Source organism: Methanobrevibacter sp. (assembly GCF_045646205.1).
Taxonomy (GTDB): domain Archaea; phylum Methanobacteriota; class Methanobacteria; order Methanobacteriales; family Methanobacteriaceae; genus Methanocatella.
The window spans coordinates 13,509-32,332 of sequence record NZ_JAZRKF010000005.1; the positions used below are offsets into that span (position 1 = coordinate 13,509).

Below are 18,824 nucleotides of genomic sequence, written 5' to 3' on the forward strand. Positions count from 1 at the left end.
TAATGAAATTTAATTAAAAAAAATAAGTTAGAGGAATTAAATCCCCTAAATAATGGTTATGGTATTTGCTATGCTTAGGCCATTATAACTTGATGTTATGATATATTTACCGCTCATCAAATTAATGTTTAAACGAGCAATACCTTCGCTATCAGTTGATCTATTATAGAATACTCCATTAATGTTGAATTCTATCATTTCATTAGCTAAAGATTTGCCCTGACCATCAAGCAATTTTGCACTGAATTTTGTTCCATCATGGTATTTCATCGTAATGTCTTCAGCGGACAATACTGGCAATACGGAGATTTTATTGGATACGCTGCATCCTGCATATGAAGCCGTAATGATGTAATCTCCAGGACCCAGATTAATATTCAGTTTAGCTATTCCTGATGCGTTTGTCGTACGGGTGTAGAATACACCGTTGATGTTGAATGTCACTTCAACGCCTGCACCAACTGCATTTCCATCTTCACCTATGAGTTTTACAGTGTATTGGGAAGCGTTTCTGTAATATTTGGTTAAATCATGGTTTTCTACGATTCTAGGAATAACTGTAATATTATTTGAGTACATTTCACCCGTTTTAAGGTTAATTGCAGTTATGATGTATGTTCCCTGTTCAATGTTAATGTTTAATTTAGCCAATCCTTCGTTTCCTCTAACGTAACGGTCATAGAATACTCCATGAATGTTGAATCTGACCATGCTTCCGTCAGGCAGGTAATTGCCCTGGCTGTCTTTGAATGTTGCATAGTATTGGGTTGCGTTTCTAAATACTTTAACCAAATCAGTTGCATTAATCGTTGCCTTGATTGTAACAGTTGCATTAACGCTTACTGGTGAATACTTTTCATTTCCAGAGTAATTAACCAATACATCATAAGTTCCGCTATTGAGATTAAGAGGAATTGATGCTGTACCGTTTTCATTGGTTGTTCTTACATATGGAACTCCATTGATTGTAATTGTCAGATTTTCACCGGCCAGTTTGTTTGAATCGGAATCAGTTAAATATACATAGAATCTTTCAGGTCCGCTGTAATACTTAATTACGTCAGGAGCATTTAAAACTGCATATTTATTGACTTCAAATGAAACATCATCGGAAATTGAGGAAGCGTATTTGTCATCACCAGAGTATTTGACATTGAAAGTGTAGTTGCCTTCATCCAAATCAGTGATGCTTGCATTGGCTTTTCCGTTAATCAATTCCATACAGTAGTCCTTGCCTGCAATATTGAATGTTACGTTTCCTGTTGCATCATCAGGAGTTACCTCAACAGAAATTTCAACATTGTTCTTATCTACTTCAACACTGACATTAACTGTTGAATTTAATGGAGATTTGTTATCGATTGTGAATTCAACTGTAGCGTTTGAATACGGATACCTTTCATCACCCATGAATTCTAGATTAATGGTGTAATTTCCATTATCCAAATCAGTTAAAGTGATGTTTCCTTTACCGTTGATTACAGGAATTGAATAGGTTGCATTATTTAAGTCAAATGTAATGTTTGCATCCACATCACATGGAGTCAGTTCAACATATATTGTTGCATCACTGCCGTTTACTTCAGCGCTTGGAGTAATGACAAGCCCACCTTTAACTGTTATACCAATTGTTAAAACTTCATTATCGACATTTGCAGTAATGTTATAAACACCTGAATCATCTGATGTAAATGAAGTTTCGAATTTGGCATTGGAGAAGTTTCCTAAAGTGTCCTTTAAACTTCCTCCCGTTGAAGACAATTCAATGCTTCTTTTTGGAATCAATGAAATGTTTTCATTTTCATCCGTTCCGTTCCAGAAGAATTCATATGTTAATTTGGAGATGTTTCCGGAAGAAATGCTGTCAGGACTTGCCGTAACATTTAAAACAGCATAGCTATTCGGTTTTTTGATTGTTCCGGTTAAAAGACCTGACCAGTCAGGATCATTTACGCCCCACCAGTTATTGTCGATAGTTGTTAAATTGCGATAGGTATATACAACATTTGAATCATCAAGGAATGCATTGTATGATACTTCTCCTGAAACTAATTCCAAGAACAGTGTTGAACCTGTAGGTGCTTCATTTCCTTTGAATTCAGACATTTGAATATAAGTGTACCAATCATAGAATGAATTACCGTAACTTGAATAGACTGCTCCTCCTTTGGACTCTGCAAGGTTGTTTTCAAATTCTGACATGTAGATTTCCAAATCAGAAGACCATGAATAAACCGCTCCACCATAACTTCCTTTGGAACTGCCGGTTGCAATGTTATCCTTAAATATACAGTCTTCAATGTATAGGTAACCTTCTTCATAGTTTTTAATTGCTCCACCGTTTTGATATGCACGGTTTCCTGTAAATGTTGAGTTTGTGATGTATGCTTCCCAGCTTGAGGATATTGCTCCTCCGTCATAGACAGAAGCGATGTTATCTGTGAAAGTGGAGTTGGTTACAAAGAGTATTGCCGTATTATCAATAGCTGCTGAACCCTGTGCAATGTTATCCGTGAATGTACAGTCTTCAACTGTCAAGTATCCTGCCTGGTTAATTAATGCTGCACCATAACCACTTGAATAAGCGTTTTTAAAGGTCAAATCAACGAAAGTGAATTGTCCGTCAGTAATTGAAATGATGAAATGTCTGTGTTCACCGTCAATGACTGCACCATCCATTCCAATGAATGTTACATTGTTGATATAGCTGGATAGATATAGTTCAGTGTTCTGATTTCCTTTAAAGTTACCTGTCAATACGACTGTTCCGTTATCTCCTGCAAGAGTCATTGCCTTGTATATTGTTTTTACTGGGTTTTCCTTAGAACCGTTTCCAAACTCATCACTGCCCGTTGAGGCGTTTGCATAAATGACATCAGTCAAATTCCTTTTTACCTTCACGGTGACTGTTGTTTTAACTTTATTGTATTTTTCATCACCGGAATATATTACTTCCAGTGTGTTTCTTCCGACAGCCAAATCCGGAACGCTTACAACTGCAACACCTTTTTCAAGATCTGCTGTAATGCCTTTTACGGTAACTGTACCTGTAGCATCACTTGGAAGTGTGACTGTAACTGTTGCGTTTTCACCACGAGTAATGTCTGGAGCATCTATTTTTATTGAAGGGTCTTTTTTGGATTGATTGGCTTTTACAGTGATGTTTACACTGCTTTGAGCGCTGTAATAATTAAGGTCACCGGAATAAATTACATCAAAGGTATAGTTGCCCATAGTCAAATTATCAAAAAATATTGTTGCGCTGCCTTTTGAGATAGTCTGTGTTTTATCTTTGATGCTAATCGTTCCTGTGGCATCATCATCTATATTTACAACGATTTTTGCACGTTCACCTTCATTTATTACAACATCATTAACATCAATTGTTGCGTTTTTCTTAATCTTTTGATTTACTGTAATGTTTACTGCAGTTTCAGCACCGTTATAATGCAAGTCACCTGAATATAGGACGTCAAATGTGTAATTGCCACAAGTCAAATCAGGAATTGTTAAAACAGCTACTCCATCGCTGACCTGTGCCGTTATTTCATTTATTGATACGCTACCCAATGCGTATTCAGTCAAGTAGACAACTACAGTGGCATTTTCACCTTCAGTTATTTCAACATTATCCGCATATAATGTTAAGTTCTCTTTTGGAAGAGCAGATTCCCGGTTTACAATCACATAGACAGACAGTTCCTCATTATCCACATATACAGTAATCCTATAGGTTCCATTGATATTGCTTGAAAACTCACTTTCAAATTCAGGGTCTAAAACACCACAGGTATCGGTTAAATTTGCATTTAAAGCATTTAATGTTATGTTTCTTTGAGGAATCAATTCCACATTGGAATTTGAATCATCATTCCACAGCAGTTTGGAGAGTATGGTTGAAGTTTCATTATTGCTGATTAAATTTTTGGATGCAGATACATTTAAAACAGCATAGGATTCAGGTGCAGAAATTCCAACGATTATGTTATTTAAATTCGGATTGTTTATTCCCCACCAGTTATTTTCAACAGAAACTATTCCTTCACATTCTTTTGCAACATTAATAACATCACTGCTTGTGATATCACAAATTATTGCATTATATTCAATGTTTGCTCTGTTTGTTGTTGTGATTGCACTACCGCTATCGGCAATGTTATCTATAAACTCTGAGTATTTGATATTCAATTCCTGAGGAGATGAATAACCTGCATTTGAAAAGATTGCTCCTCCTTCATCAGCAACATTTGAGACGTATCTATTTGAAGTTAAATTGGCAAAACTGTCTTCACTTATGGAATTTGAAGCATGAATATATATTGCTCCACCCATCACTGCAGAGTTTTCTTCAAAGTTTGAATTTGAAATTATGGCCATTGACCTGTTGGAAAGAATCGCTCCGCCCGTATTGGCCGTGTTATTGATGAAGTTACAGTAATCAATATACTTTGCATTTGAACGCATGAAAATTGCTCCGCCGTCAGGAGCATAGTTGTCAGTGAAGTTTGAATATCTGATTGCCGTTGGAGATTCAGCACATATTGCTCCACCGGTTTTGGTTGAGCCTTCATAAGCAGATCTTCCGATGAAGTTTGAGTCGAAATTACATCCGCTTATCAAAGTAGTCCATGCAGAATAAGATCCGGAACCTGATGAATGGATTGCTCCACCACGGCTTCCTGCAGAATTATCCGTGAAGTTAGAATCATAAATGTAGGAGTAACCTCCAGCTCTGATAGCCCCACCCCAATAGTAAGCGCTGTTTGAAGTGAATTCAGAATTATTTACAAACAGTTGGTTTGCATTGTATATTGCTCCTCCATCTCCACCACTAATGTCATATGTGGAATTTGATTTGCTCACAGCCCTGTTTTCAGTGAATGTTGAAGCGTTTACATAAAGATTACCTGCATTGTAAATAGCTCCGCCTGCATAAATACCGCTTAACGCATTGTTTTTAGTGAATTCACAATTATTAATTACAGTCAAATCAGTGTATGTTGATACATAAACAGCCCCACCAGAAATTGCCTTGTTTTCTATGAATTTTGAATTTATAATGTTGGCAAAACCGTAGTAGTGATAGACTGCTCCACCCTGGTCGGAACCTGTGTTATTTATAAAAGTACAGTCAGTAATGTTTAGGATATAGCCATAATCCCTTATTGCTCCGCCATTTTCATTATATCCGTTTTTAAATGTAATGTTGGTGAATGTCACATTGTTTTCAAGGCCATAAATTTCAAAGATAAATCCTTTGTGAGCATCAATGATAGTGTTTTCACTTTCACCTTCAATGTCCAAACTTCTTTCGACAGTCATGTCAGAATCATTATAGATACCATCAAATATGTGGATTTTTTCAACAACAGGGAAATTATTGGCCACGTCAACAGCCTTAGCTATTGTTTTTAAAGGAGAATTGATTGAACCGTTGTTTTCATCATTACCATCATTTGAAACATACAGTATTTTGCCATAATCATATCTGACCACTTCAAAGTCAAGGGTGTAATTAGATGGATTGTAGTTAATGTCCCCATTATAAGTTAATAAAATTGAATATTTTCCATAATCCACATCTTCCAGTGTGATTGAACCTTTACTTTTTGTAATGTTTATAATCTTATTCTCTCCGTTGATTGTAAAGGTTACATTACCTCCTGCAGTGTAATAATTGATATCCACATCAATTATGACTATTTGATTTTTAACTGTTGCCTCTGCAGTCAAAACAGTATCCTTTCTGACGGAAACTGTAAATGTTTCTGTCGTATTGGATGCTTCAAAGTCTGCGTCACCCCCATAAGTGAATGTTAGGGTATAAACATCATTCGGAACGCCAGTGACTGTAATATTTCCTTCACCCTTCGTCAATTCTATTACCTGAGTCTTATATCTTAATGTGAATGTTACATTTCCTGTAGCTGATGTCTCATTGACTTTGGCATAAATTGTTACGTTATCCCCTATAACAACAGGAGTAATGGATAATTCAGTCGGATTTCTATTTGATATGGTGAAATTAACTGTTTTTCTTGCTTTTTGATAGTTTTCATCACCATTATAAGTTAACTCTACCGTGTAATTTTTATTGGCCAAATCAGAAATCGTGACATTTCCCTTTCCTTCATTTAAATAGATTGTTTCTTCTTTTCCATTCAATATGAATGTAACATTACCTGTTGCATTTAAAGGATTTATTTCGGCACATATTGTAACGGAATTTTTATCAACGATTGCCTCAGCACTTAACTCTGCAGGATATTTCTCGAAAACAATGAATGATATTGTTGTATTTGATTTTTTGTGACTGGCATCACCATTATATGTCAATAAGATATTGTCATATTCTCCAAGAGGAAGATTATATAAGGTGATATTCCCATTTCCATCAGTTAATTCAATCGTTTCCTTTTTGCCGTTTATTGTAAAGGTTACATTACCGGTTACGGATTTCGGTGCAACGCTCACATCAACAGTCACATCCTTATAGTTTACTTCACTATCTGCAATTATAACGGTTTTATTGGTTAAATCACGAACTATAATGTCGGTTGACAATTCCTGGTTATCCACCTTGGCCGTGATTGTGTACTGGCCAATGTTTTCAGATGAGAAGTTCGTTTTAACTTCTCCCTTAAATGAAGTTGGATTTGTGTCAAATTCCCCGCCGGTGCTTGTTAATGTAATGTTTCTTAAAGGAATTAATGTATTTTTGGCATTGTCCTGAGAATTATAAAATGCCACATCAATCAAATCTTTTTCGTCAATGTCAATTATTTGGGAGTCTGCAGATAAATTTAAAGTAGCATAGCTACTGATTTTTACGTTTTTGTTATTGGCCAGACCAGTTAAATTCGGATTGTTTGTTCCCCACCAGTTATTATCTGCATTAATTTTAAGAGCGGAATTATCTGATGAAGCAAATACCCCATATCCTTCATCCAATATGAACACATTGTTGTTGATGTTTATTGAATCAAGCATTGATGCACTATTATAAATGACTCCACCTGGCCCTTTTGTATATGAATCGCCAATGAAAGTACATCCGGTAATGTTTATTACATTAGAAGCTGTAGAAGTTCCCATAATGGCAATTGAACTTCCAGTATAAGTCGTAGTCGGACTATAGGATTTACTTCCAATGAAAGTACAGTTGGCAATTAATGTTGAGGACTGGGTTAAAATCACACCATTGCTTTTGGAACCACAATTTATAAACTCACAATTTGTAATTGAAACGTTATTGTTACGTCCACCGACAGTAGCTCCACCTATATTATAGATTGCAGCACCAGCATATCCTGAATAGATATTAATGAATTTTACACGATTGACGGCCAGATTGGCATCAAGAATTGAAATTCCAGATTCCCGGATATAAATTGCACCACCATACTGGCTTTCATTAACGTTCTGTAAGGTCAAATCGCTTAAAGTGAAATTAACGTTTGCAGTTAATCTGAAAAATCGACCCCCACCTTCTGCATCAATGATTGTGTTTCCGGAACCTATAATATTAATATTTTTACCTATGGTCAGACCATACTCATTATAAGTACCATTTGCCATATAAATCGTATTTGTTGTTGCACTTGATTCACTTATTGCTTTTTCCAGACTTTTATAAGGACTGTCCTGTGTTCCATGACCGGAATCGTCATCTCCGGTTGTTGAAACATAAATGTCCTTTTGACTATCTCCCAGCATTTGTGAATTTCCATCAATAGACAAAGCTGTCTGGTTTAAATCTGATGTATCATTTGCAAATGATAAAGGCAGCATCATTAAAACAAACGTCAATAAAGCAAAAATCAACAAATGCCTTTTACTAATTTTACTAATCATATTATCCTCCATAAACTCCTAAATAATCGTAATTTTATTTGCAATATTCAAATTGTTATATGATGAAGTTATAATGTATTTTCCACTCATCAAATTAATGTTTAACTTAGCTATACCATTTAAATCGCTTACTCTATTATAGAATACTCCATTAATATTAAATAGAACATTGGCTCCTCTTAAAGGACTGCCCACATCATCCAGAACCGTTACATCGAATGTTGATCCATCACGATATTTCATTTCCAAATCATCCGCCAGAAGAACCGTCAGGACAGTGATGTTGTTGGATACCATCAATCCCCCATAATCTGCGGTGATGATGTATTTTCCAGGATTCAAATTAATGTTTAAACTAGCTACACCACTTGCATTGGTAGTTCTTGTATAAAATACCCCATTAATATTGAATGATACATTAACACCGCTTAAAGGATTACCGACATCGTCCAAGACCTTAATGGAATATTTTGATGCGTTTCTATAATACTTAATCAAATCATTATTTTCAACAAGTTTTGATAAAACCGTGACGTTGCTGGCTTTTTGCTCACCTGTTGCAGTATTTAAAAGTGTTATGATATATACTCCAGGGTTTAAGTTTATATTGAGCCTTACAATACCATCATTATTACTTGTCCTGTAATAAAAGACACCGTTAATATTAAGAGACACCTTCTCATTGGCCAATGCCCTTCCTTCACTGTCAAGAATTTTGGCTTCAAACTGTGAGGCGTTCCTGTAATATTTAACAAGGTTTTCACTTTCGACAGTTGACAATACATTTACGGTATTGGTCTTGGAAAGTGAATTGTTGTATCTTGTTGTGATGTTGTATGTTCCCGGGTTTAAGTTAATGGCAATTGAAGCGATTCCATCACTGTTTGTCACTCTTGTGTAGTTTAAACCATATATTTCAAATACTACACTTTCATTTGCACATGCATTTCCCTTTGAGTCTATTAATTTGGCAACAAACCTTTTTGAAGAGGAGAAATATTTTTCCAAATCCTCAGTAATCAATTCATTTTCGGCATTTTCAACTTCAAAGCTTGTTTTAAAAGACTTCGGCATGTAGTTTTTATTTGTGAAGTTAACTAAAACGTCATAAATGCCACTTTCCAAACCGCTTAATCTAAGTATAGCTGTTGAATTTTTTATAGGAATTGAGTATGATTCATTTTCAACGATTATGCTTACATTATCATTAATGTTTTCTGTAAAACTTACTGTTATATTAACCGCATCTGAAATATTTATGACACTTACATCCATTGAGATATCCTTAGGTGAAATTTTAAATGAAGTTACATTTGAAACCGCATTATACTTATCGCTTCCACCATAATTTAGGAGAGCTTCATAAACACCGACATCCAATGTCAAAGGAATGACAAAATGGCTTTTATCAACTGCAAATACATTATCGCCAACAGTTAATGTCAGGTTATCCAAATCATCACTCATATCAATATCTGCAATTAAATCATCACCGTAAAGGATATCTGAAATATTGACTGTGATTTCAGGAGTCAATTTGGATACATTTACTACTGCAGTGGTGTTTGAAGGCAAATAATATTTAAGGGCACTGTAAACGGCTGAAAGATTATAAATTCCTTCACCGTCAAAGGTCAATTCAATATTGGCCAATCCGTTTGAAACATCCACAACATAGCTCTGGTTTAAAACTGTGAAATTGACGCAACCTGAATCCACCAGAGCATTGTCTTCATCCCTTATTTCAGCAGTGATATTGATTAAATCACCGACAAAAGCATCAGTACTGTTTATGGTGATTGTAGTGTTGGAATCCGGCCTGTCAACAGCAAATATCTTAAGGCATGCCACCTGAGAGGTATATGTGTGGGATCCATAACCGAAAGTGTAATTGTATAAGTCAATCCATTTCTTGCCGTTGAAGCTTATATAGGAAACACCCGGCTTATAATATGTTCTTGTAGTCATGACCTTTTCTGAAATCGGAATATTCGCATATTTTGAAGTAGTTATTTTAAGTGCAACCCTGAATGTATCGCCCACATTAACAGGTATCAGTTCATCCAGATTGATTGTATGATAACCTGCAACACTAGTTCCATTTTGGGTAAGCATTAACTCATCATTTACATAAACATAGGCTTCATAAGCAGTATCCACATCAAAATATGTTGAAAAAGCAGCTATATTGTCCCTTCCAGTTGAATTGAACTGATTTGCATACCAGATTGATGACTTACCCGTTATCAGATAATCAGTCATTCCGCCAAAATCATACTGATAGTTTTTAGTGAAGTTAACGGAATTGTTGAATACGAAGGTATAGGCTTCCTGTGAACTCAATACCTTAAATAAAATTGCATCATAATATGAAATGTAGAAAAATCCTTTTTCTCCCCAAGTATCATTCCAGCTGTTTTTGATAATCCAAGCCCCATCACCTGGAGGAGTGGTTAAAAAGTTAGAAGCAGAATAGCTGTCATCCCATCCTATTACAGTTATTGCATGGTTTGCATAACCTGCATTCGGATAATAATACGAATAGGTTGAAGGGTTATAATAATCATTTGAATGGGCATATGCTGCTGAAATCGCTCCATATTTAAGCATCATCCTCTTGATTTCATCATTGTCAGTGTAGTTATTTCTCTTTGGAGCAAAGATAATGTCTTGAACATGAACGACACTATCCAAAACAGGAGATAATGTTGAATAATCATCATATGTATCCAGCTCATCATATATTGCACCAAGCCAGCTTACGATATAGGCAAATGACATTGCATCGTATCCGCCTTCGTTTGTCTCTCTTTTCCACCCATAAGCCGAATAGAGTTCCACGACATTTTTGATATTTTCTTCTGACAAGTCAAGAGACATGTTTACAGCTTTTAAGATATTGGACTCCAAAGTAGCTATTGAAGCAAAGCCCCAACAGTTTCCTCCGGCCTGCTGGTCTCTTACAGGAGTGACTAGTCCCTCATCAAAGAGATTATAGCTTTTGGGAATTTCACCTTCCCAGTCAGTGTAGTTTCCAACAATCAGATAGTTTCCATTCCCATTTACAACAACAGGATAATTGTCCTGAATGTGGAAATCATCATCACTTAAAGCCGTGTTGTTATCGAAGGTATTTGATGTGTTTGTCAGTTTTACATTAGCATTAGAGTAAAGTGCTCCTCCAGTTATTGCAGCATTTGACGTGAATGTATTTGAATTAATTGATACGCTCGTACAGTTGTCAACAAATATTGCCCCACCATTTAAAGCAGCATTACTTTCAAAATCATTTTTTAAAGAAGTGGTTCTTCCATACATTGAGTATATTGCCCCACCATCATATTTGGCAGTGTTATTTTTAAATTTAGATGTGGAAATATCTAACTGACCCCTTAAGTTACAGATTGCTCCGCCAAAGAATGCCTGACAGTTTGAAAAGCTTGAATTTCTAATTATCATAGAAGAAGTCTTTCCATAAATTGCTCCTCCCGTATCATCAAGTGATTTGTCTTTATCAAAAATAGAATCATAAACCATTAACGTTGAGCCGTCTTCAGCCGCAACAGCTCCGCCATATCCCTTAGCGGAATTATTGAAAAATTTACAATCTGAAAATGACAGAATCCCTATTTCACCATAAACTGCTCCGCCATAAGCTGCATTGTTATCTATAAAGGTACAGTTTGTAAAGAATGCTCCAGGTGAGTAAATACTTGAAATTCCACCGGATTTACAGTAAACAGCTCCACCAAAAGAGTTTCCGTATTCATCAACAAAAGCTGCAACACAATCCTTAAATATACAGTCTTCAGCTACAAATACGCCAAAATCACGGATTGATGCTTTTAAAAATGTAATGTTTGTTGCAGAAAGTGAAGAATCAACACCAATGGAAAATGCCATTCCATCATATCTGATGATTGTATTTTCAGCACTTTGACCTATAAATTCTAAATCATTAAATATTCCTCTGTAATTATCCAATCGATAAATTCCGTCAGCAAAATAAGCTGTTGTAATCTGGTTTAATCTTGATGACCTTAAATACTTATAAGGACTGTCAATACTACCATCACCATCTTTTTCAACAGACGCATTAAAATATACTTCTTTAGTATTAGCACCCAATACTTCACCATCGATAGTAACATATTGTAAAACATCGTCTGATAAGACATATGTTTCCGTGTTGTTATCATTCATTTCAGAAGCACTAACGACAGGAAGCATTAAAATGCAAAAAATAAAAATTAATAATAATCCCCAAACCTTTTTATCCATCATTTGCCTCCTTTTTAAAGGATATCGAAATAATTATTATTTCATATGGATAATTTGTTGAACATTATTAATAAACTATATGAAAACTATTTTTTATCGTATAATACTCCGCCCACATATATCACATATTCCGGTAAGCGGTTCTTCTGAGCATAAAGAATCTTAAAACCAAATATATCTTCAATAGATTTATCTACATTACCGCCAAGAGATTCAATTGAATATCTCATTTTAAATGGCATTTTACACGGCATTCCAAACTCTCGAGTACATTTCATGCACAGACTGCATTTTCCCAAAAACAAACCGCAGGAGTTCTCATCTTCCAGATCATAGATTTCATTCATCAGTTTAACCTTCATGCGTTCAAGTCGTTTTAGGATAAAATCCAGTTCCCTATCAGAATAATCACTAGCCAATTCCTCATCATCAAAATTGATCTTAAAAGCAATGATTTTTAATTTTTCATAGGAATTCCATACATCCATTACATCAAAATCAAATGGAGGACAGTTCCAATTCTTGCCGTAGTTTTCACAGTCTTTGCAAAGTCCATGAAACTTTTCAACATCCACATATGCATCAACAAACTCGTCAACACTCACATCGGCAACAAGTTTTTCAATTCCCTTCATATGTAAATATCTTAAAAAAAATGTTAATAAATATTTCTAAAAAAAAAGAAATGGGAAATAAATCCCATTTAAGCTTCTACTTTTATTGTGTTTGCAACATTTTGACCGTTATAACTTGAAGTAATAATGTATTCTCCAGGCATAAGGTTAATGTTTAACTTAGCATGTCCTTCACTGTCAGTGGTTCTCTGATAGAATACGCCATGGACGTTGAATGTTACATTTTGTCCGGCGTAAGGATTACCTTGACCGTCAACCAATGTAGCTACGAACTGATCAGGAGTGCCGTATTTCTTGGTTAGGTCAGTGGCAGACAATACAGGAAGCACAGTAATGTTATTTGCAACATTGCATCCTCCATAGGAAGCAGTTATAATGTATTTTCCAGGTTCTAAGTTAATGTTTAACTTAGCGATACCGGAAGCATTGGTTGTACGTGTGTATAATACACCGTTAATGTTGAAAGTCACATTTTCACCAGCACCAACAGCTTTTCCGTCATCACCAATGATTTTAACTGTGTATTGACTTGCATTTCTGTAATATTTTGTTAAATCATTGTTTTCAGTGATTCTTGGAAGAACTGTAATGTTGTTGGATGACATTTCACCTGTCTGCAAGTTTCTTGCAGTTAAGATGTATGTTCCTTGTTCCAAGTTGAGGTTTAATTTAGCTAAACCTTTGTCTCCAGTATAACGGTAGTAGAATACACCGTTGATGTTAAATTCGACTTGAGAGCCTTGGGCTAAATAATTACCTTGACTGTCACGGAATGTAGCGTAGTACTGAGTATCATTTCTGAATACTTTCACAACGTCAGTACCGTTAACAGTAGTCAAAATAGTCACAACAGAGTCAATTGTAGTGTTATCAACAGTAGTTGTTACATTGTATACTCCACTTTCTAAGTTAAGAGCAATGCTTGTAGTACCATTTGCGTTGGTTGTTCTGTCGTAGTCAACACCATTAATGTTAATTTTAACTGTTTTATTTGCAATACCTTTACCTTTGTAATCAGTAACAGTTACAACAAATCTTTCAGATCCTTTGTAGTATTTAGTTACATCAGGAGCTTCGATGATATCGGATTTGTCTTCGTCAACAGTAATATTAACACTAGTTTCAATTGGGTTGTACTTGTCATCACCAGAGTAGGTTATAGGAACAGTATTGTTTCCAAGAGGTAAGTTAGTTAAAACAGCACTGGCAGTACCATTTTGAACAGGAACAGCCTCATTACCAATAGTCACAGTACCGGTAGCATCCTCAGGTAAAATAACAGTAACAGTAACATTATCGCCTTCAGTTACTTCTGAAGGAGCATCAATGCTGATTGTAGCGTTTTCCTTAGGATTAACAGTGATATTTACACTAGTGAACGCCATATTATAATTGTCGTCACCCCAGTACATGATATAAGCTGGAGTCGTCTCGTTTAATCCAGGGATAGAAACTGAAACAATAGCATCGATGATAGTTGCATTATAGACATCTTTGCCTGCAATTACCATAACATTACCTGTAGCATTTTCGAAACCGGTTACAATAACAGTAGCATTTTGACCGACATATATTGGATCTGCACTAGCAGTTAGATTTAAATCTTTTTTAGCGATAATTTCAACAGTTGTTGAAGCGTTGTTGTAGTTATCATCACCAGGATAATAAATGTATGCTGTAACGGTTTCATTTAATTTAGGAATAGACATGAATGCCATACCCATCATAATAGGAGTGGTGTAAATATCTTCACCAATAGTTACAGTTACATTACCTGTAGCATTCTCGAAACCAGTAACAATAAGACTAGCATTTCCCATAACTTCAAATACAGTTGCATTAAGAGTTAAATATTTTTTAGATACAGGATTAACAGTTATATTAATTTCAGTTTCAATTGGGTTGTACTTGTCATCACCAGAGTAAACAACAGGAAGAGTATTGTTTCCAACAGGCAAATTAGTTAAAACAACACTAGCAGTACCGTTTATAACATCAGCAACTTCATTACCAACAGTTACATTTCCGGTAGCATCCTCAGGTAAAGTTACAGTAACAGTAGCATTTTCACCTTCAGTGATTTCAGGAGCATCAATGCTGATTGTTGCATTTTGTTTTTCAGCATTAATTACTTCAATTAATGCAGTTTCTATGTTTACATCACTTGCTAAATCATAACTACCTGAAATTGTGTAGTTTCCAACTTCACTTGGAGTGAATACAAAGCTTACAGTACCGTTTTCAACATCCAATTCATCAAGTTTTTCACCGTTAGCAGTTAAGGTAATTGCTCCACCACTAATTGTGTTATTATTGTCATCGGTTAATGTAGCAGTAACAGTTACATTTTCACCTAATTTGATAGAAGCGTCTTCAGATATTACTAAATTGGTTTCAGTAGTTACTTCACCATATTCAAGGTAAATGTCGTTACCATTCTCAGCAACACAGTTTTCCATTGTGTTTCCAGATAAAGCAATGTATGAATCTTCGGAATAGATTGCTCCACCTTCAGTTGCTTGTTGATTTTTGAATGTGTTGTCTGAAATTGTTACTTCAGCATCACCAGTGTTATAGGTGTAGATACCTGCACCTTGACCGGCAACGTTTCCGTCAAAGGTGTTATCTGAAATTACGAGAGTGAATTCGCCCATTGTGTCGGAGTATCCTCCATCAACATATATTGCACCACCGTAAGCAGCACTGTTGTTGATGAATTCGTTTCCGGAAATGGTAATTTCCCCGTCATAATCGACATAAACTATGTTGATTGCTCCACCTTCACGGCAGTCTTCTCCACCATTGTTTTCAAATACATTATCAGTAATTTCAGCGTTAATACTTTGGATTTCGATTGCACCAGCTCTGGAAGCGATACCACCGGAAATCATATTGTTTCTGAATATGTTATCGTGGATATTTACATAATCACCGTCAGCCTGAAGTGCACCGGAGCCATCCATAGTGTTGTTTTCAAATAAACAACCGGAAACTTCACAGTCATCACCGAGGATGTATAAAGTACCATGATTGGAGTTGGCATGACCAACACTGTTGGTAAAGTTGGAATCAGTTACTTTAACATTATCAGCATAAACAGCAAGACCAATACATCCTGCAGCTTCATAAATGTTATCGTTATTGTTGAATACACAATTGGTAATTTCAGTATTATCTCCTTTTGGAGACCAACCTAAAGATCCAATAGTAACAGCAGCACCATTTCTACCAGCATTATTTTCAAATACTGAATTGGACAATTTACCGTCATCAGCATCCCATAAAATAGCACCAGCACCACTTGTTGCAGTGTTGTTAACAAATGTACAATTATCTACTTCAACAGTAGCACCTTTAATTGAAATAGCACCACCGTAACCGGTTACATTAGCATTAGCAAATGTAATACCGGAAATGTTTACATTACCAGCAGTAATATCCAAGATTCTACCGGCATTTGCTGCATCGATAACTGCATCTTCACCGACAATTTCTAAATCAGATGCAACAGCTAAACCGCTTTCTTCATAGGTTCCTTTACGGATTATGATTTTATGAGCAGTGTTGCTTTCAGAAGTTGCAAGCTCAATTGCTTTTGCGATAGTTGCAACTGGTTTGTCTTCACTACCCACATTTGAATCACTGCCATTTAAATCAACGTAAATGATTCCATCATATTTTTCATCGACAACAGTTACGGTTAAGGTATTGAATAGACAGTCGTCTATATCCAGATAAGCCATATTCATAATACTGTTGCTTGGGTGGAAAATAAGGGAATAGCTTTCACCGCTTTCAAAGGTGAAATTGATATCGGAAATATTGATTGTAAAGTTTTTAACTTCGGATGGGATGTTGTCTAATTTAACAGCAGTACCGTTAATGTAAACATGCATGTTACCTCCAGTCAAGTCATAACCCTTATAATAATCTTCCTCTTCAGTTAAATAGTCGATTTTAACATCAATAGTAAGATTTTCACCAATTGCATAATCTGTTGCATTTTTACCGTTGACAGTAGGGGTTGAAGTATACTCAGGAACAGGTACTGGAACTGTTACAGTTATGTTATACTCAGACGGATTATAATAATCATTACCCGGATATGAAATAGTAATATTAGCAACACCAGGACCTACAGCAGCTATTCTTCCCCAGGATGAAACTGTAGCAACGCTTTCATCGCTGGACTCGTATGTCAATTCACCAGCAGCACTAGGAGTTAAAGTAGCTGTGAAATAGGTGCTCCTTCCAGTTTCCAATTCTATTTTATCTATATTTGAGGTAATTGTAGTATTGATTTTGGAAGTCATTTCAAGAGCATTTACAACCAGAGGAATAAATGTATATGTTAAATTGTTTGAATCCAAGTTTGATGTAACCACAGTAATATTCAAGATATTTTCTCCAACTTTGAAATAGCTAACATCAATTTCATTTAAATCAAAAGTCCAGGTATTGTATGTGACAACAGAACGTCTCCATCCATCAAAGTAATTGATTGTATGGTTTCCGTTATTCATATCAATAAATGCATAGAGTGTACTTGTAATCAATTTTCTGAATTTTTCACTTTTTTCCACATTAACAGTTATTAACTTGCTGGAACCTAATGAATAATTATCTACAGTACTTGGTTCAGTTGTAATAACAAGATCCTCAGTGTATTCACGTCCATAAACAGTTAAAGTATTTAATATACAATCTGATATATCAAGATTAGCCATGTTCATAATAGCATTGCTAGGACGGAAAATAAGGGAATATTTTTTGCTAGGCTCAAAAGTATAGTTGATATCAGCTATATTAACAGTGAAGTTTTTAGTATCGGATGGAATATTATCCAATTTTACAGCTTCACCATTAATGAAAACATACATATTGTCACCGGACAAGTTATAACCTTTCCAATAATCTTCCTCTTCAGTTAAATAAATAATTTCAACATCAATAGTGAGATTTTCTCCAATTAAATAATCAACATCATCCTTACCTTTAACAGTAGGGGTTGAAGTATAATCCGGAGCAGGAACAGTTACAGTCATGTTTATTTCAGCCGCATTGTACAAATCATTACCCGGATAGGAAATAGTGATATTTGCAACACCAGTACCGACAGCTGTAACCTTACCCCAAGATGAAACTGTAGCGACACTTTCATCACTAGATTTATAGGATAGGCTACCTGCAGAACTAGGGTTTAAAATAGCTGTAAAATAACTTGAATCCCCTATTTTCAATTCCATTTCTTCAGGACTTACAGTGATTGTAGTATTTATTTTAGAAGTTGCTTTTTGAGCATAAACAGTAAATGGAATGAAATCATATGTTAAGTTAAACTGATCTAATTTGGTTGTATCAACACAAATTTTAAATGTATTCTCTCCTTCATTAAAATAGCTACTGTCAATTTCATTTAAATCAAAACTAAAAGTAGTATATGTATTTACAGAACGATACCATCCTCCAAAAGTATCAACAGTATGTTCACCACCATTTATATCCATATAAGCATATAATGTACCTAATGTATTTTTATAAGTGTTATACTTATCGCTTTGTGCAATGTTTACAGTTATTTTATTGCTGGTACCAATAGTATAGTTAGTTACATTATTAGGATTAGTGGAAATAACCAAGTCTTCACCTTCACCAATTACAACGTCACCGCCATCCGCATTTGCAGACACGGGAATATTCACATTATCTACAGATGTAGCTAAAACAGTACAATCTGTAGATTCAATTACAATTCCATCATCACTCACATCACTTGCAAGAGATGTTGGAATTACTATAAGCATCAATAATATCAAAAAAATTAATATTACGTGCTTTTTATATTTTAAAGACATAATTCATATTCTCCCTTAAATTAAAAAAAATTAAAAATTATGAAATGAAAATTATTTCATAACATAACTATATTTATTGAAATACATATATAAAATTTTAGATTTATGAATTATTTTGTTCTCTAATAGTTGTAATATAGTCTTTTTTAGCAGAATCAATATGACATGTTTTTTACACTAATATATAACACATATAATC

The 18,824-nt window shown here is 35.1% G+C and carries 4 protein-coding genes; all 4 read right to left on the reverse strand.

The window, feature by feature from the left end:
* Positions 1-45: 45 nt before the first annotated feature.
* Positions 46-7,854 carry an Ig-like domain repeat protein gene (locus ACKI44_RS01260; RefSeq protein ID WP_407420898.1) on the reverse strand — a complete coding sequence of 2,603 codons (7,809 nt, stop codon included), beginning with the start codon at positions 7,852-7,854 and terminating at the stop codon, positions 46-48.
* 18 nt (positions 7,855-7,872) lie between these two features.
* The gene (locus ACKI44_RS01265) at positions 7,873-12,135 is read right to left on the reverse strand and encodes a C1 family peptidase (protein WP_407420899.1); all 4,263 of its coding nucleotides are present in this window, start codon (positions 12,133-12,135) and stop codon (positions 7,873-7,875) included.
* Positions 12,136-12,221: 86 nt separating this feature from the next.
* Positions 12,222-12,770, reverse strand: coding sequence for a DUF2284 domain-containing protein (locus tag ACKI44_RS01270; RefSeq protein ID WP_407420900.1), 549 nt, complete (start codon positions 12,768-12,770; stop codon positions 12,222-12,224).
* A 68-nt stretch (positions 12,771-12,838) separates the two neighbouring features.
* Entirely contained in the window at positions 12,839-18,574 is a 5,736-nt protein-coding gene (locus ACKI44_RS01275; RefSeq protein ID WP_407420905.1) for an Ig-like domain repeat protein, read from the reverse strand.
* Positions 18,575-18,824 lie beyond the last annotated feature (250 nt).

Bases quoted from the DNA above. Each gene is read 5' to 3' on its own strand.
- ACKI44_RS01260 (WP_407420898.1), bottom strand. From the start codon at position 7,854: ATGATTAGTAAAATTAGTAAAAGGCATTTGTTGATTTTTGCTTTATTG.
- ACKI44_RS01265 (WP_407420899.1), bottom strand. From the start codon at position 12,135: ATGGATAAAAAGGTTTGGGGATTATTATTAATTTTTATTTTTTGCATT.
- ACKI44_RS01270 (WP_407420900.1), bottom strand. From the start codon at position 12,770: ATGAAGGGAATTGAAAAACTTGTTGCCGATGTGAGTGTTGACGAGTTT.
- ACKI44_RS01275 (WP_407420905.1), bottom strand. From the start codon at position 18,574: ATGCTTATAGTAATTCCAACATCTCTTGCAAGTGATGTGAGTGATGAT.